The sequence below is a fragment of the Streptomyces sp. NPDC001507 genome (assembly GCF_042894765.1).
Taxonomy (GTDB): domain Bacteria; phylum Actinomycetota; class Actinomycetes; order Streptomycetales; family Streptomycetaceae; genus Streptomyces.
The window spans coordinates 949,936-975,666 of sequence record NZ_JBIAVV010000001.1 but is presented as its reverse complement, the minus strand read 5'-3'; the positions used below and the strand labels follow the sequence as shown (position 1 = coordinate 975,666).

Here is a 25,731-nt window from a genome sequence, read left to right as displayed (position 1 = left end):
TGAACCCTGCCTTCCGGTCGCTGGTTTACGGCAGTCCCCACGCCGCGCCCGGTTCGCTGACGGCGACGGGGGCGATGACGAGGTCGGGGCGGGAGCCGGAGTGCACGAGGACCTCCCGGCCGCGGGGCAGGTCGATGGCGAGGGTGCCGTCGCCGAGGTCGTGGGTGCGGGCCGGGGTGCCGTCGTCGAGCAGGACGGTGAGGGGGCCGGTCAGGCCGTGGCGGAGCCTGAGCGGCTCGCCGGCGAGGCTGCGGATCCGGATGAACCGGGTGCTGCCCGCCTTGCGTACCGCGCTGACCAGGAAGGCACCCTGGGTGCGGAAGTCGTGCAGGGTGAGGTCCGCCCAGGCGGTCGGGACGGCCGGGAAGACCCGGATGATCCCGCCCCAGCTCTGGCAGAACATGTCGTGCAGGGACTGCGAGGCGGACAGCGGGGTCTCGATGACCGGTCCGGCCTCGGTGTAGTGGGTGTTGGCCCGGCAGGGGTAGCGGGTCGTGGGGTCGAAGAACTTCCGCAGGTAGCCGATGGCGGTGTCGCCGTCGCCGGTCATCGCGTACATCGAGGCCGCCCCGGTGTAGCTGTAGCCGCGGTGGGCGCCGGTCAGCGCGTGCCAGCGCACGACGGACTTCGTGATCAGGTCGCGGTTCTCCGGCTGGTCCCAGTTGACGAGGTACAGCGGGTACACCATCAGCAGGTGCGAGTAGTGGCGGTGGGACTGGCCGTACGGCGTGTCGGCGCCGATCATGAAGCCGTTGTCGTCGACCGGGTACGGGGTGAGCCGAGTGAGTACCTCCTGCCAGCGGGGCTTCAACTCGTCGTCGATGCCGAGCAGTTCGGCCGAGTCGAGGAGGGTCTGACAGCTCCAGCGGATCAGGGCGAGGTCGTAGTTGGTGTCCTGCGGCGGAACGACCGGGTACTCGGGCGAGAGCGTGCTCGGCAGGTGCAGTCTGCCGTCGCTGCCCGGGGTGAGGAAGTGCCAGTAGTAATTGACCGTACGGCGCAGCAGCGGGTAGATCGTGTCGCGGAGCAGGGACTTGTCCATGGAGTGGCGGTAGGACAGCCAGACGTTGTGCAGGGCCCAGGTGAGGTCGCCGGTCTCGGCGCCGGTTCCCGGCCTGCCCACCTCGCGGTTGGCGAACATGTCCGAGCTGCGGCCGATGCCGGAGCTGTCCGAGCGGTAGGCGGCGGGCACGTTGGCGGTCAGCTGCTCCTGGCTCTGGCGCAGGGTGGTGGCGAGCGAGTCCAGTTCCGGATGGTTGAAGGCGTGGATCAGCCAGTACTCCAACTGGACGTTGAGGTTCCACCAGACCGCCGGCCAGGGGGTGGGTTCCAGCCAGGGGCCGGAGGTGGCCATGACCGGGCCGTCGGCGCGGCTGGCGGAGGCGACCTTGTAGAGCTGGATCCAGTGGAAGCTCTGCAGCCGCTGGTCGGGGAACGAGACGAAGCTCTTGCGGTAGAACGCGTGCCACCAGCGGGTGTGGCGTCGTCTGAGTGTGCTGTATGACATAGCACTCCGCAGATGACGCAGGGAGTCCGCCTCGGCGGCGCTGTCCGACGGGAAGCTGTGCCCGACGCTCAGCAGCAGGTCGTCGCCGGTACGGCGGTAGGAGGTGGCCGTCTGGCCGCCGCCGGTGAGAGGTTGCAGGACCTGTTCGGTGCCGTCGGCCGTGGTGCGGGTGGTCCAGGGCGGGTTGGCGGTGTATCCGGCCGGCGGAGCTTCCTGGATCTTGCGGGGGCTGATGGCCTCCTCGGGGTGGAAGGTCCAGGTGACGCGCTCGCCGCCGTCGGCGGTGGCGCGGACGGCGAGGACCTCGTCGTGGACGATGGCGGCGAGGGTGAGGGTGCCGGCGGTGGTGGTGACGGTGCCGGTGAGTTCGGCGTTCCAGAGGCTGAGGCGCCAGTCGACGGCGGTGATGGTGCCGGCCGGTTCGAGGGTGAGGTGCCCGACGGGCAGGCGGGCGGTGCCCCAGCCGCTGCCGAACTCCGGCCGGTGGTCCTGGACCCGGCCGTGCTGGGCGGTGAATCGCATCTGGTTGGCGCCGGGCTCCTGGTAGATCATGCTGCCGAGCAGCCCGTCGCCGAGGAACGGCCCCTCGTACCAGAGGGCCGGCAGCCTGGTCCACAGCAGGTCCTGGCCGCGCAGGAACCGGTCCCAGGCGCCGTCGGTGGTCATGGTGTTGCGGAGTTTCCAGGGGTGGCGGGCGGTCGGCGTGGCCGGTGCCGGGGCCCCTGTGGCGGCGGGTTCCGGCGGCGCCGCGTGGGCGGTCCCGGACAGGGTCACGGCCGCCGCTCCGCCGAGGGCGGTGCCGAGTACGGCCCTGCGGGGCATCGGCGAACGGTGCTCAGGGTGCGAGGTCATCATCGTCCTCCAGACCTGACGGATCATCGATACATCGGGTGTATCGGGAACCTAGGGATCGGACTTGCACCTGTCAACAGCCTCAACATGACCGAGGACACGCAAACTTAGGCCGCACAATGGGCCTGAACACGGTGTTCACATCAGTAGCCGCGACCCAAGTCCTTGACTCCTCCGATGTATCGGAGTTGCCTGACTCCTGTCCGATGTCTGGTCCTCACGGTCGCCGCCTCGACCGGCGACTGCATGCGGACGTCGCGCACCCACACCTGGCGGAAGCCTGGGGAACTCGATCCGAACGACCGGCGCGCAACGCCGTTCACCACATCGGGTGCGGCGGTGCGCAGGCCCGTTTCCGCGGCCCCGGTCACCGGACCAGGCGAGCTGCCTCGGTCGTCAGCTCTTGTGCCACTTCTGGTTGGGGGTGCCCGAGCAAGTCCACAGCTGGAGCTTGGTGCCGTTGGCCGTGCCGTTGTCGGTGACGTCGACGCACTTGTCGGCCAGGGCGCTGACCAGGTCGCCCTGTGCGCTGAGGTAGAAGAGCTGGGCCCGGTTGCCACTGCACTTGGCGACCTGGATCGCGGTGCCGTTCGCGGTGTTGCCCCACGCCAGGTCCATGCACAGGCCGAGCGAGCGGATGGTGCCGTCCGACTGGAAGACCCACTTCTGCTTGGCGGCGCCCGAGCAGTCCAGGATCTCCAGCCGGGTGCCGTCGCCGCCCGCGCCGGTGACGTCGATGCACCGGCCGGATCCGGTGCCGACGAGCTTCACACCGGGCACGGTGGTGGTCTTCGTACCGCCGCCTCCCGACGTGGAACCGCCGGACGAGGACGTGCCCGAAGAGGAGGACTTGGAGCCGCCGGACTTCGAACCGGACGACGTGGATCCCGAGTTCGCATCCTGGTTCGCGCCCGATCCGGAGCTGACGGTGCCGCCTCCCGACTGCTGCCCGGTCGAGCCGGTGCCCGTGCCGCCGGCCGACCCGGAACCGCCCACGGCGGTCTTCCCGGGGTTGTGGGAGGTGGTGTGCGAGGGCGTCGGGGACGAGGACGGCGACGGGGACACGGAGCCGGTCGTACCGGACAGCGTCGTCGGCTCGCCCGCCGCCACCACCGCGGCCGGTGTGGTGTCCGGGTCCGGGAAGAGGTCCACCCGGCTCAGCAGCGGCACGGCCAGGGCGACGACGACGGTGAGCCCGGCCGCCGCGCCGACGGTCGCCCACACCCGCACGCCCGGCACCAGCCCGCGGCGGGGCACGGCGGGCCGGCGGGCGAAGGTGTCGCTGAAACGTCCCGCCGGGGTACCGGGCCGTTCCGCCGAGGGCCGGGGTCTGCGAAGGGGCGGCACGTCGTCTCCTGAAGGTCTCGTGAAGGTCTCGGAACGCCCGGAACATGCGGGACACAGGAACAGTAGCCAAGGCACGGCGCCGATCCGCCCGCCCGCCCACGAAGATCCCGCCGAACGTCACCTTCCGTCCACCTATGCGGAGTTGCCTGTGACGAACCTGTTGAAGTCCGGGGCGGGTGCGGCTTCGGGAACTGGCGTTATTCGCGCTAGCGTTCGTGCCTGACACGATTCACAGTGCCACAGAGCAACCCGGCAAGACCGCAGAACAGCACGACGGCACAACAGCACCACCGACACCGGAAGGCGGAGGCCGTGAGCCTCATCGACCATGACCGCGCCGACGGCGCGGACCGGACGCTCGGCCTCCTTCTCGCGGAGCGCGACAGCCTGCGCCGCTTCGTGACCGGCATGATGGGGCGCGACCCCCACGGCGCGGAGGACGTCGTCCAGGAAACCCTGTTGCGGGCCTGGCAGTCGGCCGGACGGCTGGACTGGCGGGACCGGCCCATCCGGATGTGGCTGTTCCGGGTGGCCCGCAACCTCGTGGTCGACGGCAGGCGCCGGGACCGGAGCATCCCGGTGGGGATCACTGCGGCCGACTTCGGCGGCGCCGCCCCCGCGCCGGTGCCGGACCACGCCGAACAGGTCGGTGACCGCCGGATGCTGGTCTCCGCCCTGCGCACCCTCGCTCCCGCGCACCGGGAGGCCGTCGCCCGCGTCCACCTGCTGGGCCAGCCGGGCGATGAGGTGGCCCGCCGGCTCGGGCTGCCTCCGGGCACGGTCAAGTCCCGTACGCATCACGGCATCCGCGCACTGCGCGCCACCCTCGAATCCCACGGCTGCCGCCCGGCCGGGACCGAGCATCTCCGGGGAGAGACGCGATGACCTCCGACACCGTCACCACCCTGCTCGGCCTCGTCGGCGTCCTGGTGCTGGTCCTCGCCGTCACGCACTGGCTGGTCCGGCGCGGCGGCGGCTGGAAGGCCCTGTGGCGCCGGCTCGGGCGTGAGATCGGCCTGACCGCGAAGGCGTTCACGGGTCCGGTCCGCACGGAGCTGCGCTACCGGCGCGGTCTGCGCCTGCTGGTGCGGCTGCTGCGCGACCCGGCCGTGTGGGCCGACGCCGAGCGGGCCACGGCGCTGGCAGCGGCCGTCCGGCCCGGGGTGCGGCCGTACGGCGTGCTGGCCGGCCCGGAGTGGATGGCGGTGCTGGTCGCGGCGGACGGCGACGCGCTGCGTGAGCCGCCGGAGCCCTGGGCGGCGGACGAGAGCGATCCGCGGCTGTGGTGGATCGACCGTGCCGATCTGACGGACGACGGCGTGGAGTCCGCCGTACCGCTGCTGGTCTGCGTGGGGCACGACATGGGCCACGCCGTGCTGCTCGACGTGCGTTCCGGTCCGCCCGCGCTGTCCGTGTACGGCCCCTCGCGCGCCGCCCGTTCGGCCCGCGCCGTGCTCCAGGCACTGGCCGCGCAGCTGGACGCCCGGCTGCCCGAGGGCCGGGTCGCCATCGCCGCCGGGGTGCACCCGCGGCATCCGGGGATGCCGGCCGCGGCGGCCGTCGGGCAGCCCGGCATCGAGGTCGCGGTCTGCGCCGACCCGTTGGAACGGCCGCTGCCCTCCGGGGTGCGGCTGCTGAGCCTGGGCGTGGCCCGGGGCCGGACCCGGCTGCTGGAGATCGCCCCGGACGCGGTGCTCACGGTGCACGGCGCGCCCGCCGCCGCCCGGGTCGACGTGCTGCCGCTGTCGCGGGCCGTGGCCCGCACGCTGACCGCGCTGCCGCCGTGCCCGGAACTCTCGCACGACGAACCCGCGGATCCGGTGGACGCCGTGTCCGCGGCCGACCCCGACCTGCTGCCGGACGAGCCGGACCTCGACACCGGCGCGGCCCCCGTCGCCGGGCCGACCGGGGTCTCCGCGTCCCGGCCGGCCCTCGCGCCCGAGCCGGCCGCCGTGCCGGTGCCCGCTCCGGCCGCGGCCCTCGACAGCGACGACGACTTCGCGGAACCGAGCACCTCGGAGGCGGCCGGGGTCTCCGCGACCTCGCCGCAGGCGCCGTGACGCCGTAACCGCCGTACCCGTCCCCCGATCCCGTACGAACGAACGCCCGGCTGGGAGCCGTGAACCTCACCATCACCACCGTGGACGCCACGGACGGACAGCGCCGCGACCACCAGGTCCGGCTGCCCTCGAACGCCACCGTCGGCGATCTCGCCGCCGCCCTGACTAAGGACGAGGCCGCCGCCACCGGCGGCGCCGACTGGGCGGCGGCCGGCGCGCCGCGGGCCCGGAACCTCTACACCGGCGGCCACCGGCTCGACCCCGACACGCCGGTGTCCGGCAGCGGGATCCGGGACGGCGGACTGGTCGGGCTCGGCGGCCCGGCCCGCCCGGCCGACCTGGTCCGGGTCCAGGACGACGGGGCCCCGGACGGAGTGCTCGCCGAGGTGCACCTCGTCTCCGGGCCCGGCGCCGGGCGTACCTGGCGCCTCGGTCCCGGCAGCCACGAGATCGGCAGCGACCCGCTGTGCGCCCTGCGGCTCGACGCCGCCGACGGGGTGCCGGAGAACGGGCTGTGGGTGACCGTCGGCGCGGACGGCACCGCTTCCTGGCAGCGCATCGACGCCGACCCGGAGTCGGCCGTGCGGGCCCGGCTGGCCTCGCCGCCGCCCGACGACGCCATCACCCAGCTGCGCCGCCCCCGCCCGCAGCCGCCCCGCGAACGCCCGGCGGGGCCCGGCCCGGTGCCGTGGCCGGCCGGTGAGGACCTGACGGTGGGTCCGGTGCTGCTGCGGATGAGCTCCCCGGTCGAGGCGGACGCGGCCGTCACGCCGTCCGCCGACGGCTACGGCGTGGACTACAACCGGCCGCCGCGGATCGCCCCGCACCTGGACGCCGAGCGGGTCCGGCTGCCGCAGCCGCCGTCGCCGCCGCAGAAGCGGCCGTTCCCGACCGTGATGATGATCTCCCCGATCGTCCTCGGCCTGTTCATGGTCAGCATCTTCAAGTCGTACTACTTCCTGGTGTTCCTGTTCCTCAGCCCGATGATGATGCTGTCGAACTGGGCGACCGGCCGCCGTGCGGCCCGCAAGCAGTTCCTGGAGTCGGAGGCGGCCTACGAGCGGCGCCGTGACGTCCTGGAGGAGCAGGTCCGGGACGCGGTGGTGGGCGAGCGGCGGGTGCGGGACAAGACCGGCCCGGACCCGGCGTCGGTGGCCCTGATCGCGACGGGTCCCGGCGGCCGGCTCTGGGAGCGGCGCCGCCGCGACCCGGACCACCTGGTGCTGCGCCTGGGCACGGTGGACCAGCCGTCGGTGCGGGAACTGGAGGATCCGGCGCGGGACGAGAACCACCGCTCGATCCGCTGGAACATCCCCGACACGCCGATCGGTGTCGACATCACCGCGCACGGTGTGGTGGGCGTCGCGGGCCCGGCCGCCGAGGTGCAGCCGCTGGCCCGCTGGCTGGTGGCGCAGGCCGGTGTCCTGCACAGCCCGCGCGACCTGAGGATCGTCGTCCTGACCGAGCCGGACCGGGTCGCGGACTGGGCGTGGACGCGCTGGCTGCCGCATCTGAAGCCCGGTACGGCCGGCGGTCCCGTGGTCCTGGTCGGCAACGACCCGGAGTCCACCTCCGCCCGGATCAGCGAACTCGTCTCCCAGGTGCAGTCCCGGCGCCGGCAGGCCGGCAACGAGCGGGACGTGGTCTTCGCCGAGCCCGACGTGCTGGTGATCGCGGACGGGGCGCGGCGGCTGCGGGACGTGCCCGGCATGGTGCAGGTGCTGACCGACGGACCGCGGGTGCGGATCTTCAGCATCTGCCTGGACGAGCAGGAGCGGCTGCTGCCCGAGGAGAGCACGGGTGTCGTGCTCGCCGCCGACGGACGGCTGACCGTGCGGCGGCCGGGCGCGCCCGACCTGCCCGCGGTGCGCGCCGACCGGGTCTCCCCCGAATGGTGCGAGCAGGTGGCCCGTGCGCTGGCCCCGATCCGGGACGTCAGCCCCGAGCACGACGCCGGGCTGCCCCAGCGGGTGCGGCTCCTGGACCTCCTCGGCCAGGAGCCGCCCGACGCGCAGGCGCTGCTGGACCGGTGGCAGACCGATCCCGCCGCCACGTCCTTCCTCATCGGCACCGGCTTCGACGGACCGCTCTCCCTGGACCTGGTGCAGGACGGACCGCACGGCCTGGTCGCCGGTACGACGGGCTCCGGCAAGTCGGAGCTGCTGCAGACGTTCGTGGCCTCGCTGGCCGCCGTCAACCGGCCCGACGAACTCACCTTCGTGCTGGTCGACTACAAGGGCGGCAGCGCGTTCAAGGAGTGCGTCGGCCTGCCGCACACCCTCGGCATGGTCACCGACCTCGACGCCCACCTCGTGGAGCGGGCCCTTGAGTCGCTCGGCGCCGAACTGCGGCGCCGGGAACAGGTGCTGGCCGCCGCCGACGCCAAGGACCACCCCGAGTACCGGGCCAAGCGGGCCGCCGACCCCTCGCTGGCCCCGCTGCCCCGGCTGCTGCTGGTCATCGACGAGTTCGCCACCCTGGTCCGCGAAGTTCCCGACTTCGTGCCCGGGTTGATCAGCATCGCGCAGCGCGGCCGTTCGCTCGGCATCCACCTGATCCTGGCCACCCAGCGCCCGGCCGGTGTGGTCACCGGTGACATCCGTGCCAACACCAACCTGCGGATCGCGCTGCGGGTCACCGACATGACCGAGAGCCAGGACATCATCGACGTCAAGGACGCCGTCGACATCTCCTCAGGCACCCCCGGGCGGGCCCTGGTGCGCCGCGGGCCGAAGCAGGCGGACCCGTTCCAGACGGCGTGGGTGGGCGCGGAGCGGCCCCGGGAGACCCCGGCCGCCGCGGCCGAGCCGGAGGCCGGTGCCCGCAAGCCGGTGCGTACGGTGGACGTGGGCTGGGACGCCCTGGGGCGGCCCGCCGAACTCCCTGCCGAGGCGCGGACGGTGACGGCCGCCTCCGCGCAGGGTCCTGCCCCGACCGACCTCCAGGCGCTCGTCGAGGAGATCCGCACCGCGGCCGACCTGCTGGACGACTTCACCCCGCAGCCGAGCCCCTGGCTGCCCCCGCTCCAGCGCGAACTGACCCTCGACGACCTGGACGAGCTCGGCGCCACCCGCGAGGGCCGGCTGGTGATCCCGTACGCCCTGGAGGACGTGCCGCAGCTCCAACAGCGCCGGGTGGCCGTGGCCGACCTGGCGACCTTCGGGCACCTGTACGTCATCGGCGCGCCGCGCTCGGGCCGTACCCAGGTGCTGCGGACCATCGCCGGGTCGGCGGCCCGTGCGGCGAGCACCGCCGACGTGCACATCTACGGCATCGACGCGGGTGGCGGCGGACTCACCGCGCTCGGCGCGCTGCCGCACTGCGGTGGCGTGGTCTCCCGGCACGACCTGGAGCGGCTGGGCCGGCTGCTGCACCGCCTGAACCGGGAACTGACCGAGCGGCAGGACCTGGCGCAGACGCACAGCGCGACCGGCATCGCCGAACTGCGCAAGCTGCTGCCGAAGGCCCAGCGGCCCGCGCACATCCTGCTGTTCATCGACGGCTGGGACTCGCTCTCGGTCATCATCGACGAGCACGACCACGGCCAGCTGGTACAGGAGGTGACCCGGCTCATCCGTGAGGGTGCCGCCGCCGGCATCCATGTCGTCGCGACCTCCGAACGGTCCCTGCTGGGCGGGCGGATGGCCGCGCACAACGACCACAAGCTGCTGCTGCGGCAGGGCGACCGCAGCGACTACCAGGCGGTCGGCATGATGCCGAACAAGATCCCGGCCGACATCCCGCCGGGCCGCGGCTGGCACGTCCTCAGCGGCACCGAGACGCAGGTGGCGCAGCTGGCGCCCGGCGGCGGCACCGAACAGGCCGAGGCGCTGCGCACCATCGGCGAGGCCGTCCGCAAGCGGGACGCGCAGGTACCGGAGTCCCGGCGGCCGTTCCAGGTCGCGGTGCTGCCGCGCTCGGTGGAGTTCGCCGAGGCCTACGAGAAGGTCGCGCAGAGCGACCGGCGGCCGATGTGGGGGCTGCTCGGGGTCGGCGGCGACGAGGGCGGCCCGGTCGGCACGGACCTGGCCGGCTCCGCCTCGGCGTTCGGGGTGTTCGGCCCGGCCGGGTCGGGCCGCAGCAACACCCTCGCCTCGATCGCGGTGTCCCTGCTGGCCGGCGGCACCTCACTGGTCGTGCTCACCCCGCGCGAGTCGCCGCTGCGCGCCCTGGAGCGGCATGCCACGGCCACCGTGCTCACCGAGAACGACCCGTCGGCGGACACCGTGCAGGCGGCGCTCGACGCGCTGCCGGGGCCGCGGGTGGTGGTGATCGACGACGCCGACCTGCTCACCGGGTCGGCGGCGGACAAGCTCCTCAAGGAGATCGCCGTCTCGGGCCGCGACCGGGGCCTGGGGCTGGTCTACGCGGCTTCGGCGGAGGGCTTCCAGAGCGGGATGAGCGGCTGGACGCTGGCGGCCCGCCGGGCGCGGCGCGGCCTGCTGCTCGCGCCGAAGAACCTCACCGAGGGCGATCTGGTCGGCGTGCGCCTGATGCCGAGCGTGGTCCGGGCGTCGACGCACCCGGGCCGGGCGTGGACGGCCGGCCCGAGCGGGGCCCTGCTCGCCCTCCAGGTGCCGCTCACCCCGCTGCGCGCCTGACCCGTGCCGCAGGGCACGCGAAGGGGCCCTCCCGGGCAGTGCGGGAGGGCCCCTTCCGGCTTGCGGGCGTTACGAGTTGTTCTGCAGGCTGCTGCTGATGCCCTGGTCGAACTGGATCGCGTTCTCCTTGATGCCGTTGAACATCTCCGAGAAGTCGTTGATGCCCTTCACGGCGGCCAGCAGGCTGGTGTCGAAGTTGTTGTAGGTCGTGCGGATGACCTCGCTGGACTGCTGGAAGACCATGCCGTCGTCGACGAGGGTGTTGACCCGGTTGCGCAGGTTGCTGAGCACCGGCAGCAGGTTCTCGTGGGCGTCGTGCAGCAGGCTCACGACCTCCTCGATCTTGTGGTAGTCGAGGTTGATGCCGTTGTAGCTGGCCATGGGGTTCCTGTCCGTTCCTGTCGGTCGCGATGCGGTTGTCGGGTGGTCACCAGGCGGCGGGCGTGGAGTTGTAGTCGTCGCCCCCGCCGCTGTCGTCACCGGTGGTGCCGCCCACCTTCTGCCAGTCCGGCTGGTTGCCGTTGGCGTCCTTGGGGCCGCGGGTGTACTGCGTGGTGTCGCCGTCACTGCCGGTGGTCACCATCGTGCCGCTGCCGTCGGAGTTGAGGTTGGTCTCCGAGTGCACGGTGCTGCCGTCCGGGTACGAGGTGTCCGTGGTGTAGTGGTTGCCGTCGCTGGAGTAGTTGGTGACCGAGGTGTACGTCTTGCCGTCGTAGGTGACGGTGGACTCCTCCTTGATCACGTGGTGCTGGTCGTCGAGCGTGAGGTGCGTGTGCACGCTGCCGCGGTCGGTGGTGATCGTCTGGTCCAGCGGCGGGTCGCCGGGGTCGGTGGCGGAGCAGAAGTCCGGCATCGTGCCGTCCGGTCCGGGCACGCACTGGTCGAGGTGGGCCTGCTTGTAGTCCCACAGGTCCTTGTCCCGGAAGTAGTTCTGCAGGCCCAGGTTGCTGCCGGTGATGCCCATGCCCTGGGCGAGTTCGGAGTCGAACGACAGGAACGCCTCGCCCACCGAGCCGAAGGCGTTCGCCAGTTCCTTGAGGCCCTTGTCCGCGTGGGACATGGTGCTGCTCGCGTTGGAGTAGAAACCCGAGAGCGCGTCGGCCAGGGTCTGGTCACCGAGGACCGTCAGGGCCTCGGTGGAGGTGTATCCGTCGTAGTCCGTCTGGCCCAGCCGGGAGAACGTGCTGTTGTCGAGGAGCGGACCGATGTCGCCGGCCAGGTTCTCCAGGTCCCGTTTGGCATCGTTGAGGACGTTGTATTCGATTTTCAGGCCATCGGCCATGGGGGGCCTCCCAGTCACGACTCCGGTCAGTTGGACCACGCCGCACACGCCTCGCCGGTTCACCTGGAACGGCGGCTGTAACCCAGATCACGTGAACCACAGCGGCCGCTGTGGCGTGGTCAGTTGGGGAGGAACCGCCCCGAGCCCCGCAGCTTCCGGGAGGAACCCGTATGCCACGCCCGACCGACTGGAACGCGATCGGGCTGGACAGCGACCCCACGCCGGGCGACCCGGACCAGATCCGGACGCTGTCCACCGAGCTCAACCACCTGGGTTCCGAGGCCCGCCGCATCAGCACGGCGATCGACGCGGTGATGAACACCGCCGGAGACAGCGTCTTCGTCGGCGAGGCGGCCGACGCGCTGCGCGGCAAGGTCAACGACCGGCTGCGCGGGCACATCGAGGACGTGGCGCAGTCCTTCGAGAGCGCGGCGACGGCGCTGACCACCTGGGCGGACAAGCTGGTCGACCTGCAGTCCCGGGCCGACGGGGCGCTCAACTCGGGCCGCGGGCTGTCCGACGACGACCCGGACCGGGAGACCTACGCCTCCACGGCCCGGCAGGCCGGCACCGAGCACGGCGAGGGTGCCTCCGCCGCGGCGAGCAGCATCTCGGGTGTCTCCGACATCCAGCTGCCGATCTCCGAGTGCCAGATCTTCTGGGAGGCGTTCCAGTGGCTGGCGATCATCCTGATCGTACCGGCGCTGATCTTCGGAGGCCCGATCGCGCTGCTCGCCCTCGGCGTCAACCTGACCCTCTTCATCAAGACGATCGTCGACTTCGCGAACGGCAACGCCAGCTTCCTCGACCTCTTCCTGGCCGGACTGGGCATCCTGGCGCCCACCACCAAGGCGCTGCCGATCTTCCAGATCATCGGGAAAGTCGCGACGAGCGCGTTCGCCAAGGGATTCGCCGACGTCGCCCGGGGCACCTTCCAGGCCCTGCGCAACCTGTTCACCAACGGCTTCCGTCCCACCACCCTGCTGCTCGGGCTCAAGGACCTGGTGCGGCTCGGCAGCGCCTGGGTCTACAAGGGCGGCCTGTGGGTGCTGGACGGCATACACAACCTGCCCGGCATCATCGGCCGTGGGGTCAACTCGGTCGGTCTGACGATCGTGGAGGGCTTCAAGGGGATCCCCGCGTTCGTCCGCGGGCTGCCCGAGACGCTCTCCAAGGGCTGGCAGACGACCAAGACCTGGCTGGGCAAGGAGTTCGGCGGCACCAAGTGGCTGCGGATCTTCCTGCCGGTGGACGCCGCCGAGATCGGCGAGTACGGCTTCGCTCGCGCCCTGCGCATCGGCCTCTTCGACCGCGGTGTGCTGGGGCAGCACGTCTTCGGCGCCCCGATCACCAGCAGCATCGGCCGTACGATCAGCTCGGTCCCGGTGGACCCGCGCACCGTCGACGCCCTGGTCGACATGCCCCGCATCCAGCTCAACGAAGTGCGGTTCGGTGCGGGATCCGGGCAGAGCAGCATCCGCAACCTCGACCTCAACATCCCGAGCACGCATCTGGACGTCACCTCGACGCTGCGGCCGCCGTCCCTGAACCTGGGTGACGTCGGCGCGATCGCCCACCGCGGCAACTTCGGTGTCCACGCGGCGCGCACGGTGGACGCGCTGGTCGACATGCCCCACGTACAGCTCGGCAACGTGCGCGTGGAGAACTTCGGCGCGCTGGGCGGGCATGCGGAGCTCGGGGTGAGCGCCGGCGCCACGCCGACCATCACCACCGCGTCCGGACTGCACGTGCCCGCCTCGGCCGGTGTCCCCGGCGCCACCCACGGCATCACCGACACACCGGTGACGGCCGTCTCCGGGGGCGCGCACACCACGCTCACCGGGCTGCCCCCGACACCGGCGAACCTCACCCCGCACGCCGAGGTGCTGCTGCCGGGCGGCGCGCACAACGCCACCCACACACCCGGCAGCACGGTCCTCACCGGCACCCACGGCACGCCGCCGCCGGTCGCGTCCTCACTCGGCGACCTGCCGACCGCCAACCCGACCGCGGGCACCCTGCACTCCGCGTTCACCGGCACCCCGGGCGTGGGCACCGTGCACGCGCCGGGCACCCCCGGCATCGGCGCCGCCCACACCACGCTGACCGGTACGCCGGGCACGAACGTCGCCCACACCGCGCTCGACTCGGCCCCGGCGCCCGGTTCCCCGCACGACGTGACGGCGCCGCACAGCCTGCTCACCGGCCCCACGACCGTGGCGCACCCCTCGCCGACCGGCCTCGGGCACGGCGGGCCGGGCAGCGTCGACGCGGGAGCCTCGGCCTTCGACCTGCTCGCCGGCACCCGGCACAACACCCCGCACTCCCCCGTGACACCCGGCACCGGCGACGCCCTCGCCGACCGCACGACCAGCGCCCTCAACGCCAACCAGACCCGCCTGCACCTCGACGAACTCGTCCACCGGCCGGACTCACCGCCGCCCGGCACCCCGGCGGAGCGGCTCCCGCACGGCTCGCCGTCCCCGGCGCCCGGGACTCCGGACCGGCTCACGATCACCCCGGCCACCCCGGACCGGCTGACGACGAACCCGGCGAACCCCATCACTGGCGACCGGTTCACGGTCAACGCCGGGACCCCCGAGGCGGCTCCGGCGCCCGTCGGCGGCTCCGGGCACCCAGGTCCCGGCGGCGACCACAGCCGTTCGGCCCTCGACCTCGTCGACACCGGCCGCAGCGCCCGCACCACCGACAGCCCGGCCTTCGCCGGCACCCCGGCCCACACGGACGCCGACAAGGGCCTGGCCGGATCGGCCGGCGGCACGTCAGGGCATGCCCCGGAGCACCTGCCGGAACAGGGCGCCGCATCCTCGGCCTCGGCCTCCGCCGACAAGTACAAGCTGCCCTTCGACGAGTCCGCCCTCGGTCATACCGTGAAGGACTTCGACGGAGTCAAGGTCGTCACCGACAGGATGAGCACCCCCTACCTGGGCGGGGCGAGCGTCGACTTCGTGAACACGGCCGAGAAGCAGGGCCTCACGATCGACATGCCGTCCGGCTCCGCCGGCCACGGCGGCGACGTCTTCGACGCCGCGCCCGCCGCCGCCCACTCCGACGGCTTCGACGAGCTCCTCAAGGACCCCGACGTCGTCAGGGTGCCCGGCGATCACCAGCTCGCGGTCAAGGCACCGCGCCGCGGCTCGCCCGAACTCCACGGCGGGGCGGTCGAGTCGGGCCTGTACACGGTGGAGAAGCAGGGTACGGGCTTCGTCGTACGGCAGCTGGACGCCGTCGGCGGCACCGTGGCGCACAGCTGGACGTTCAAGCGGCTGGGCGGCTTCCGCCTCGCCGAGGAGACCGTGCGGCTCGGCGACGGCCCGTTGAGCGGGGTGAGCGTCAAGGTCGTCGCGAGCAAGTCCGTGGACTCCGTGAACGACGGCGCGGGCACCTGGCCGGCGAAGCTGAGCGGCGAGGACGAGATCGTCGTCGCCTCCACCTCCGGCAACCGCGTCTACAGCCGGTCCACCGGCGACCTGCTGCGCACGTCCACACCGGACGTCGCCCTGCCCCCGCGCCCGGCCGGACTCACCGGCCCGGCCGCGGACAGCTGGGACGCGGCCGCCCACGCGGCCCGCGGGCACATGGGGAAGGCCGCCACCGACAACGAGACCAAGCTGTTCATGCAGGGTGTCATCGGCGGCGCGTTCACCTCGAAGAAGGGGTACGGCGGTTTCGTCAACCCCAGCGCCCTGGAGGCCAACCCGGGGCTGGTGGGCAAGGTCAAGCAGTTCAACAAGGTCGCCGGCGACCTGATGTTCGAGGGTCCCAACCAGCGCATGACGGTGTGGCGGGGCGTGTCCATGGACCCGCGGGCCGCCCAGGCCGACGTGTTCGTGGAGCGGCTGCCCGCCTCGACCTCCAACCACCTCGGCTTCCAGGCCGAGTGGGCGAAGAACGGCGTCAACAGCAACCGCGTCGTGTTCGAGATCGACGTGCCCGCCGACCACGGCAAGCTCGCCATGGCCTACCCGCCCGGGTACGAGAAGGCGGCCGACGACGCCCTCGCGCTCAACCAGGACCAGTGGGAGATCACCCTCTCGCCGACCCGGCTGCACCGCACCGGCCCGGTCCGGGTCGAGGACGACATCACCGTCATCCCGGTACGGGCCGAGCAGATCCCCGAGGCCCAGCTCGACAAGCTCATCAACGAGAAGTGGTCCGGGCTGCCCTCGGGCGAGGCGTTCGAGGACTTCGGCCGCGCCTTCGGGCAGGACGCGATGCGCCGCTGGGAGGGCCTCGGCGACGCGATCGTACGGGAGGGCGGTGACGGCCCGAACGTGAAGACGTTCACCGTCGGCTGGCCCGGCCACGCGGACGAGATGACCATCACGGTCACTCACAAGGTGGACGACAACGCGGTGTCCGTCACGATCACCGGCGGCGAGCGCACCTTCACCAAGGAGTGGAGCGGCACCGGCTTCAACGACCTCGCCGCAGACCTGCGCGGCCACGTCCTGCACAACAACGAACTGCTCAGCTCCCTGCCCACGCCGACGTCCTGGGGCAAGGATCTGCCGAGTCCGGCCCACCCCACCACGGCACACACGGACACGCCCGTCCCCAGCCCGACCCGGGGCACGCCCGACACGGAGACGGCCCTGCCGGGGGCCACCCACGCCGGTCCCGACACGGAGACGGCCGTACCAGGCACCACGCACGGGAGCCCCGACACGGCGCCCGCACCGCGGCCGGACACTCCGCGCGCCGGTGGTGGCCAGGAGCTGCCGGGGCGGGGAACGCGGCTCACGCCGGCCCAGATCGAGGAGGCCTGGTTCCGGGACGGGCAGCGTGTCGACGCGTTGTTCGGCCACGCGGACGACCCGTTGCGGCAGGCCCGCCGGGATGCCTGGCGGGACCATGTCCAGGCGCGCTACGACCTGGGCCGGGCCGAGGGAGACCTGCTGCCGCACAACGGCCGGGCGGGCAGCTCCAGCGGCCCCACCGTCGCCGAGATCCGCGCCCGCGAGAGGGTCGACACCGCCCGGCGGCAGTACGACGCCACCCACACCCGTCTGACCGACCTCGGCGTCAACCCGGTGCGGATGGAGGCCGACCTCTCCGCCCTGCGGCGGCTCAGTCTGAAGGAGCGGCCCCGCGCGCTCGGCGGCACGGCCCTGCCCGCCGACGACGCGACTCCGCCGCCCGCCCACTCCGCTCCGACTCTCCACAGTGAGTCGGAGGCGGCCGCCCCGCTGACGCCTCCGCAGCAGCTGGCCAAGTCCCTCGGCGAGCACACCGAGGCCCAGCGCCGCGTGCAGCAGGCCGAGAGCAATCTCGCCAACGCCAGCGACAAGAACCAGCGCTCGGCCATGCAGGCGGCCCTGGACGAGGCGAACGACGAGGCGTCCCCGATCGCGGTCCGCCTGGACGAGGACATGACGCAGGCGCTGACCGACGGCCGGCTCTCCCAGCGCGACCTCAACCTGCTGGTCGACCAGTTCGCCGGCGCCGGCGAGATCCAGCGGGCCCTGCGGTTCCAGGAACACGCCCTGACTCTGGACGCCCAGGCCCGGCACGCGCCCGAGGCCGCCGACGCGGACCATTTCATCAAGACCGGCAAGGAGATCGAGGAGCAGTCGCTCGAACTGCGCGGGCTCACCCAGCGGCTGGAGGACCTGGTCAAGGCGGGCAAGAAGTCCCCGCAGGAACTCCAGGCCCTCGCCCGGACCCTGGACAAGGCGGCCGGCAACCTCGACGCCTCCCTCAAGGGTTTCGTCAAGGACGCCGCCGAGCTGGGCGGGGTCTACACCCTCCGCAACGAACACGCCCCCGTCTCCACCGTGGCCCACGAGCTCGCCAGGAAGGTCGACGACGCCGTCAAGGCCGCTAGGCCCGGCGACTCCATCGCCCTGAAGGGCTTCCACGGCACGGAGTTCTCGATCTCCCGCCTCCAGCGCGACATGCCGGAGATCGCCCGCCACCTCCGCAGCAACAAGGCGTACGCCGAGGTGCACACCGGAAAACAGTGGAAGGCCGAGCTGCCCGGCTCGCAGGAGCAGTGGAAGAAGATCTTCCCCGAGTTCGAGGACTTCGAGAAGCTCTCCGACGCGCAGAAGACACGTTTCGTGCAGGAGCTGTCCGAACGCAACATCACGCAGTTGCGCCAGGACGTCGGCGAGCTGCTGAACAGCCTGCCGCCGGTGGAGCGCGCACAGTTCGAGAAGCTGCGGACCAGCCTGCAGAACCTGCCCTACCGCATCAAGCACGCGACTCCCGCCTACCACGCCATCGCCAACAGCGGTGTGATGTCCTCGCAGGGCGACCTGACCCGACGGGGCATCAGGTTCCTCGCGTCCGGCAAGAGTTCGGGGAAGAACACCTCCAACCTCGGCAACGACGACTTCGTCTTCTTCCGCATGGAGGCCGGCGACAAGCCGATGGCGACCCGGTACGGGCCCACCACACTCGTCTTCGACGCCAAGGTCCTCGAGGAGCGGGGCGGTTGGGTGTCGCTGCACGACCAGCTGCACCCGCTGGACCGCGAGACCATGCGTGACCTGAAGTTCGGCGACGACACCGTCCGCAGCGCCACGTACGACAAGGGCTTCGAGGACATGGGCAAGCGGGCCCGCTGGACGTACGAGTATCCGGGCGGCAGTGGCTCCCGCACGGTCTCCTTCGACCAGGAGGTCTTCCACGGCGCGCACGTCCAGGAGGCCCTCGCCCTGTCCGTGGTGCGCGAGGTGCACCTGATCGGCGGCGGGTTCAAGGACGACGTCCTCAGGCTCGCCGCCCAGGGCGAGGCCGGCGTGGAGCAGATGGGCGCGGTCGTCTCCAAGCTGTACCGGCCCGAGGCCAAGTTCGGTTCCGGGCTGCCGATCAACCCGTTCTCCAGCCAGGTCGAATCCCGGTGGCCGAAGCCGCTCAAGGTCCACGACATGGAGGGCGACGGGCGCTATCTCGCCGACGGCACGGTGGACCCGGCCGCGCGGGCCGCGGGCAAGGCGTTCGACGAGGCGTCCGACAAGGTGCGCCAGGCCGACAACGCCGTCGTCAGCGGCAACCAGAGTGCGCAGCGCTACAACCTCAGGAAGGCGCAGCCCCTGGCCGAACAGGCGGTCAAGCTGACGCAGCAGTTCCACGACATCGCCCAGGGCGCCCGCAAGGACATGGCGAAGGGGCTGCTCGACGAGCGGACGAAGCTGCTCGACAACATCAACGGACGTATCGACGCCCTGAAGCAGAAGCCCGACCCGAACGCGGTGCAGGCGCAGCCCAGGCCGGGCAAGAACCAGGGCGCCGGGACCTCCTCGTCGGCCGCCACGTCGAACGGACCCAACCTCAACACGCTCCCGCAAGCGGCCGAGGACGCGCTCAAGGCCGTGCCGGGCATCTCCGAACAGATGAAGAAGATGGTCCGGGCACTCGCCAACTCGGACGGTTTCCGGTCCCTGCCGGACTCCAAGGTCGGCGCGCAGACCACCGCGGCCGTCGACCTGGGCAGGACCGCCTTCGACAAGGCGTTCAGGCACCTGTCCAAGGCGAAACTGGTCTACGGCGACGGCGCGGGCCTCCACTTCACGGACGACGGCCGCCGGCTGTTCCTGCCGTCGAGCGCCGACACCAAGACGGCGGCGCCGTCCGGGTCTGGTGCGACCGACGTTCACACGCCCCCGGCCGACGCCCAACCCGAGCTCCCGCCCACCCAGTTGAGCCCCGACACCAAGGCCCCCGCGCTCACCGGCGACGGCCTCCCGTCGCGCAGCCTGGACACCAGCTCCCCGGCGCCGCACGACCTCAGCAGCAGTTCACCGGCACCACACCACGCCGGCACGGACACCGTCTCTCCGGCACCCCACGACCTCGACACCAATTCCCCTGCGCCGCACGACACCGACACGCATGCGCCGGTACCGCACCGTGTCGACTCCGAGACCTCCCCGCCGGTGATCAAGGAGGGCGACACCACCGTCTCGTCCTCCACGAATCACGGCGCCGCCATGCACCCCCACGACGCGCAGACCACGCCGCAGCACCTCTCCGACACCACCCCACCGCACCGTCCGGCCGGGACCGAGACGGAGACCTTCCAGCCGCACCCGCTCGACGCGGGCACGCCTCCGACCCGGCTGACGGAGACCGACACGACCGCACCGCACCTCGCCGACACCGAGACACGAACACCCCACCTCGCGGACAACGACACCACCCCGCCGCACCCCACCGAGACCGACACCACCCCGCCCCACCCCACCGAATCCGACCCGGCCGCGACGCATGTCGACGACATCCACCCGGCCGCGCCGCACCGTGGCGGCGACGGCGACTTCGCCTCGATGCCCCCGAGGGACGACACACGGCTGGGCGGTGGCCGGACCACGCGGCCGCTCGGTGACGCCGTCCTCGACGACATGCTCAGGCCGCCCCGGCGGACCGGCGACACCACCGCGACGACGGCACCCGGCACCGCTCACCCGGCCGCGCCCGACCTCCTCGACCGCGACGCCTTCCGCCGTAGCACGTACCGGGAGCACGGCATCCGCGCCCGCTCGCAGATCCGGTACGTCGACCGCGCTCTCGACGCCTTCCACCGCCTCCCCGCCGACCAGTTGGCGCAGCGGGCCCAGGCCCTCGACGACCTGGCGGACGCCGCCCAGCGCTTCCTGCAAGACCGCCCGGACTCGGTCCGCCGGGCCGGCGTGGAACAGCTGCTGCACCAGGTGCGGGCCGAGGCGAACGCCTACCGGCTGCTCGACGACTTCCGGCGGCTCGGCGGCGACGGGGACGGGCTGGCCGGCCGCATCCGTACCGCCCTCGCCAACGGCGGTACGACACCCCACACGCGGACCACGCTGCAGACGACGCTCGACGGCATGGACCGCTCGGCACAGGCCCAGCGGCAGAACGACGCCCTGAGCCTGCTGGACGCCACCCCGCCGCTCCGGAACACCGGTGACACCACCCTCACCGCACCGGCCCGGCTGGACGGCGACACGACCCCGGCGGCACCCGCCCGCCTCGACGGCGACACCAGCCCCGCGGCACCCGCCCGACCCGACAGCGCCACCACCCCCGCCCGCCCGGACCGCGGCAAGGGTCCGGCCGTACCCTCCCGGCAGCCCGGGGAGACGCCGTGGGCGGAGGATTCGGCGCGGTTCGACGCGTTGCTGGGCGACGACGGCCGGCCGTTCCGCGAGGCCTGGGTCGAGCTGTCGTCCGCCCGGGTCGAACTGAACCGGGCCGAGGATCTGCGCGCCGCGCCGGGCGGAGCCAGCAGCTCACGGGGTGTCAGCGAATACGACGTGCAGCTCAACCACGAGCTGATCGCCGCTCAGGACCGGTTCCGCACCGCGTACACGAACCTGGAGGACCTCGGTGTCCATCCGACCGAGATCGAGGCCCGGATCCAGGAGATCCAGGTCGAGGCCACCCGGCGCGGCGCGACGCTCGGCGCGGGCAAGCACGACACGCTGCCCGACACCGCCCCGCCCGCGGTCAACCGGATCGATCTGAACAACTCGGGCGTGAGCGGGCCGAACGGCCTGACCATCGAGCGGAGCGTGGGCCAGGACAACACGGTGACACTGCGGGTGGTCGACCAGCAGTCGCACCCGGACCCGACGCGCACGGTCGTCGCCCGGCCGGACGGCGGTTTCGACGTCCGGCACACTCCGTCGGACACCGTCGACACCTACACCGCGAACGGCGACCGGATCGCCTACGACATGCCGCTGCGCGGGGCCGACGGCGGGCCGACGGGGCTGCGTCTGCACACCGGCATCAACGGCCACGGCGCCCGCCAGGCCCTGGCGGTGCGCGGCCCCGGAGCGGACCGGCTGACCGCCTTCCCGCTGCCCGGCGACGCCGCACGGATCACCCATCTCGACACCGGCGTCACCCAGCGCGTGGACGCCCTGGGTGTCCGGCTCGACGAGGGCGTCCAGCTCACCGGCCGGGACGGCGTCCCCGCCGAGGCCGACCGGGTGTGGGTCACCGGCGGTGCCGACGTCCATGTCACCGATCTGGCGGGCAACCGGCTCGACCTGCGCGTGCAGGACCTGGGTGACGGGAACGGCATCAGGGTCACCCACGAGACGACCGGGACGTCCGTTCGCCACGACGGCCAGGGCCGCCTCCGGGAGACCGGAGTCTCGCTGACCGATCCGCGGGGCGCCCGCGGGGAGCGGTTCCTGGCCGACGGCGGCGCGGGCCGCTTCACCCTGACCGACGCGTCCGGTGCCCGGCACCCCCAGCAGGTCACCGAGCTGCCCGGCGGCTCCGGCTTCCGGGTGACCGACGAGACGAGCGGCGCGACCAGCAGGTTCACGGGCGACGGCCGCTACCAGGACGTCGGCCTCGCGCTGTTCGACCCGGCGGCGAACGCGCGCGGCGGCCGGATCGTCGTACCGGACGGCGCGGGCGGTCACCTCCTCACCGACGCGGCGGGCCAGCCGCTGGACCAACGGGTGGTCGCGGTCGAGGGCGACCGGCCGCGCACGATCGACGACGCCACCGGCGAGTCCGTGCTGTACGACGCCCAGGGCCGCCCGGTGAGCACCTCGACCGCGCTGGCCGACCCGGCCGGCGGCCCGCGCGGTGCCCGGTTCGCCGAGCCGGGCGGGGCAGGCGGCCACCGCCTCACCGACGCCGGCGGCAACCGGCTGCCCGGCACGGTCACCGCGCTCCCGAACAACGGCGGCTTCCGGACCGTGCACGGCACCGGCCACCACACCTTCGCGCCCAACGGCGACTTCGCGGGCGACGGACTGCGGCTGACCGGGCGGGACGGCGCACCGGCCGGGCATCTCGACCGGCCGCTCGGCGGGGCCCCGCACTGGCTGGACGACACCTTCGCTACCGACCCGGCGCGTGCGGTCACCTTCGACCCGGCCGGCCGCATCGAGATCGCCCGCCCCGGCGGCGGCCGGGAGGTCTTCGACCAGCACACCGGCCGGTTCGTCCAGGAGACGGTCCCGCTTCCCGGCGGTGGTCACCAAACCACCCTGGCCGACGGGACGTTCACCCGGTACGACGGCCACGGCGCCGTCACGGCCACCGGCACCCCGCTGCCCGCGGGCCACGGAGGACGCCTCCTCGTCACGGACCCGCCGACCGCGGCGCACCCCGCCGCCTGGCTGGAGGACGCGGCGGGCCGCCGGCTCGCGCACTGGGAGGCCGTCCAGCGGCCCGACGGCACCACCCGGATCGTGTTCAACGACCGGACCAGCCCGCGGCACGGCGAGTTCGTGCACCTGGCCGCCGACGGCAGCGTGGCCCGGCAGGGCTTCAACGTGCTGGACAACGGGCGGCGCACAAACCACCGGTACGTCGTCGACCACGTCGCGGGCACCTGGGAGCGGACCACCAGGTCCGGCGAGCCCGTGGCGGCCGGGGCCTTCCACCACGGCACCGCCGACCTGTCCGGCGCCGCAGGCGGCCACGTCAGGCTGCTCAGCTCCACCGACAAGCACGTGCCGGTCTTCGAGCGCCGCGTGCTGCCCGGTGCCTCCGGCGACGTGGTCGACTCCTTCCGGCGCACCGACACGATCGGCTTCGCCCGCACCAACCCCCGTACCCACTGGGTGCGCTGGGACGACACCGGCACTCCGGCCGGCACGGGCAGCCGGCACTACGACACGGCGGGCACCGGCTGGCGCGACACCGACGGCTGGGGCCGCACCGTGCGCGAATACCGCGACGGGCTGCAGAAGTTCAACGGCCGGACCGGCCACACCCTGGGCGTCGACGACGGCAACGGGGCCTGGACCTGGCATCGTTACGACGGCGAAGGCAAGGTGATCGCCTCCGGCCCGCGGACCCGGGAGCGCCTCGGCAGCGGCTGGACCGACCGCACCGCGGACGGCCGGATCGCCCAGCAGCAGTGGGGCATGGCCGAATGGCCCGAGCGGGCCGGCCAGTACCAGGAACACGCCGTGAACCCGGCCGACGGCTCCCTCCGCGGCACCTGGGAGCGGCACTCCCCGCACGGCAAGGAGGTCGGCAGGCACGAGGCCTTCGACGGCGGCTTCCTGACCACCGACCGCTGGCGCGAGCAGCGCCCGCCCACCTGGGTCCGCACCCGTTGGCTGGCCGGCGCCGAGCACGTCCAGCCGCCGTACGCGCATGTCCGGGGCGACGACACCTACCAGTTGTTCACCTGGACCAAGGAGGCCCGTGACGGCGCCACCACCTCCGGGGTGCGGTACGTCGGGATGGACGGCAGCGCGCTGGACCTGGCGGCCGACGGCAGCTTCGCGCGGTTCAGCGGCAAGCTGCACGACGGCACGTCCCTCAAGGTCGGCGACCACGCGGCGCGCCCCGGCCACCCGCCGGCCAACCCGGGCGACCACCCGTGGCAGGCCGGCGACCTCAGGGGCTACCGCGAGCGGCTGACGAACGACCCGCAGGGCAGGCTCTGGCGGGACGTCCACCAGGACGCCGGCGGCGTCACCCGGACCGCCCGCGAGGGCCGCCCGAACGGGGTCGTGCGGGAGTTCACCGGTGACCGCACCTGGGTGGACCGGGACCCGCACGGCAACCTCGTCGGACAGAGTCACGCCAACCCGGACGGCACCGCCGGACGGGTGATCCAGGGCTCCGGCCGCGCCGGCTCGGGCCGCTGGACCTGGCGCGAGCTGGACGCGCAGGGCACCGAACTCGGCAGCGGCCGACGGGAGTTCTTCCGTGGCTCGAACGACTCGCGGCTGCCCTGGGACGACTCCTACCGGGACTACGACGGCAACGGGAACCTGGTCCGCGAGCGCCGGATGCTGGACTCCGGCCGGTACGTCGACGCCTGGCGGGACGACCAGGGCGACTGGCGCGTCAGCACCCACGAACGCAACGGCACGCCCGTCGACGTGGGCAACGGCGAGCAGGTCCGGCGCTGGTGGAACGGCCGTACCTGGCAGGACCAATGGCCGGCCGGCGCCCGCCACTTCCGTGACGAGCTGCGCGTGCCCAACCAGGCCGCGCCCACCGTCCTGCGCGAGACCCCGCTGCACAACGGCGGACCGCTGCGGGTGCGTGCGTACAGCACGGCCGTCACGCAGCACACCCCGGCCGGCTCGGTCTGGAAGGAGTTCGACCACGGCAGCGTGGTCCGGGAGCGCAAGGCCGACGGCGGCGGGTTCCTGGAGACCGACGCCTGGCGCGGCCAGTGGAACCGATACAACAGGAACGGCGACCTGATCGCGCAGCGCACCGACAGCGGCCTGGTGTTCGAGCGGGACAGCTTCGGCCGGATGCGGCTCACCGGCAACGAGTACGACTTCCGCGGCCCGCTCACCGAGATCCGCGGCTGGGGCCGTACCATCCGGGAGGCCCAGCGCATGCCGTGGTCCGGCACCCTCCTGCCGGACGGCAACGCAGCGCTGCGCGAGGCGCGTTACGAGCCGTACTGGCAGTCCGTGGCCAAGAAGGCGGCACTGGAGTTCGGCCAGGAGTTCATCCTGGAGTTCGGCGCGAACCTCGCCGTCAACGGGATCGTGGCCGCCGTCCAGAACAAGCCGTTCACCGGCAAGGACGCGCTCAAGTCGTTCGCCAACGCGGCGGTCGGCGCGACCATCAAGACCGGACTGAGCACGGCGGTGCACGAGAGCCGGGCCCTCGGGTTCGAGAAGCTCGGCCGGTTCAAGACGGGGATCGCCAACATCGACGGCGGCAAGCCGTGGACCCGGCGTCCGCTCAACCACGACAAGACCTGGGTCAACGAGTGGGCGGGCAACGAGACGCCGACCCGCTGGCGGGGCGGTATGTACGACTTCTCGTTCGGCGTCCTGAGCAGTGCGCTGTCCGGCTGGGTCAACGGCAGCATGAACGCGGCCGTGTGGGGCGTGACCGACGCGGACGGGCAGACCGTGAAGCTGCACGGCGGGGACGCGGTCTGGGAGGGCGGGATCAACGCCGCCGCGTCGGTCACCACGGCGGCCACCACCGGTCTGGTCAAGAACGTGTTCGTGATGAGCGCGGGTGGCCGGCTCTTCCACCGCCAGGGCTTCGCCGACTTCTGGATCCAGCTACCCTTCAAGATCTTCGAGAAGACGATCCAGTCGCTGTACCTGACCAGTACGTACCGTGCGAGCATCAACCCGACGTACTACCAGGCACCGTGACCGGGCAGCG

Annotated in this window: 8 protein-coding genes; 4 read left to right on the top strand and 4 right to left on the bottom strand. The window is 72.7% G+C overall.

Annotation, left to right across the window (positions count from 1 at the left end):
- Positions 1 to 25: 25 nt before the first annotated feature.
- A complete protein-coding gene (locus ACFY0K_RS04425; protein ID WP_390638533.1) occupies positions 26 to 2,359 on the bottom strand; it encodes a Tat pathway signal sequence domain protein in 2,334 nt (777 codons plus the stop codon).
- 396 nt (positions 2,360 to 2,755) lie between these two features.
- The gene (locus tag ACFY0K_RS04420; RefSeq protein WP_390638532.1) at positions 2,756 to 3,706 is read right to left on the bottom strand and encodes a ricin-type beta-trefoil lectin domain protein; all 951 of its coding nucleotides are present in this window, start codon (positions 3,704 to 3,706) and stop codon (positions 2,756 to 2,758) included.
- A 312-nt stretch (positions 3,707 to 4,018) separates the two neighbouring features.
- On the opposite strand from ACFY0K_RS04420, the gene ACFY0K_RS04415 reads away from it, so the two are divergent.
- Genes ACFY0K_RS04415 through ACFY0K_RS04405 form a run of 3 tightly spaced genes read left to right on the top strand, consistent with a single transcriptional unit; the run spans position 4,019 to position 10,367 of the window.
- Entirely contained in the window at positions 4,019 to 4,591 is a 573-nt protein-coding gene (locus ACFY0K_RS04415; RefSeq protein ID WP_390638531.1) for a sigma-70 family RNA polymerase sigma factor, read from the top strand.
- A complete protein-coding gene (locus tag ACFY0K_RS04410; RefSeq protein WP_390638530.1) occupies positions 4,588 to 5,766 on the top strand; it encodes a hypothetical protein in 1,179 nt (392 codons plus the stop codon). The genes ACFY0K_RS04415 and ACFY0K_RS04410 overlap by 4 nt, the downstream gene beginning before the upstream one ends.
- 59 nt (positions 5,767 to 5,825) lie before the next feature.
- Positions 5,826 to 10,367, top strand: a complete 4,542-nt coding sequence (locus ACFY0K_RS04405; protein ID WP_390638529.1) for an FtsK/SpoIIIE domain-containing protein — start codon at positions 5,826 to 5,828, stop codon at positions 10,365 to 10,367.
- Between the two features lie 69 nt (positions 10,368 to 10,436).
- Here ACFY0K_RS04405 and ACFY0K_RS04400 read toward each other — a convergent pair whose 3' ends face one another.
- Both ACFY0K_RS04400 and ACFY0K_RS04395 read right to left on the bottom strand, forming a co-directional pair.
- The gene (locus ACFY0K_RS04400; protein WP_046730425.1) at positions 10,437 to 10,748 is read right to left on the bottom strand and encodes a hypothetical protein; all 312 of its coding nucleotides are present in this window, start codon (positions 10,746 to 10,748) and stop codon (positions 10,437 to 10,439) included.
- Positions 10,749 to 10,794: 46 nt separating this feature from the next.
- A complete protein-coding gene (locus tag ACFY0K_RS04395; protein ID WP_390638528.1) occupies positions 10,795 to 11,649 on the bottom strand; it encodes a hypothetical protein in 855 nt (284 codons plus the stop codon).
- A gap of 170 nt (positions 11,650 to 11,819) precedes the next feature.
- On the opposite strand from ACFY0K_RS04395, the gene ACFY0K_RS04390 reads away from it, so the two are divergent.
- Positions 11,820 to 25,721, top strand: coding sequence for a hypothetical protein (locus ACFY0K_RS04390; protein ID WP_390638527.1), 13,902 nt, complete (start codon positions 11,820 to 11,822; stop codon positions 25,719 to 25,721).
- Positions 25,722 to 25,731: the final 10 nt, after the last annotated feature.

Excerpts from the sequence above, each read along its gene's own strand:
- ACFY0K_RS04425 (WP_390638533.1), bottom strand. The coding sequence starts at position 2,359 with ATGACCTCGCACCCTGAGCACCGTTCGCCGATGCCCCGCAGGGCCGTA.
- ACFY0K_RS04400 (WP_046730425.1), bottom strand. The coding sequence starts at position 10,748 with ATGGCCAGCTACAACGGCATCAACCTCGACTACCACAAGATCGAGGAG.
- ACFY0K_RS04390 (WP_390638527.1), top strand. The coding sequence starts at position 11,820 with ATGCCACGCCCGACCGACTGGAACGCGATCGGGCTGGACAGCGACCCC.
- ACFY0K_RS04395 (WP_390638528.1), bottom strand. The coding sequence starts at position 11,649 with ATGGCCGATGGCCTGAAAATCGAATACAACGTCCTCAACGATGCCAAA.
- ACFY0K_RS04410 (WP_390638530.1), top strand. The coding sequence starts at position 4,588 with ATGACCTCCGACACCGTCACCACCCTGCTCGGCCTCGTCGGCGTCCTG.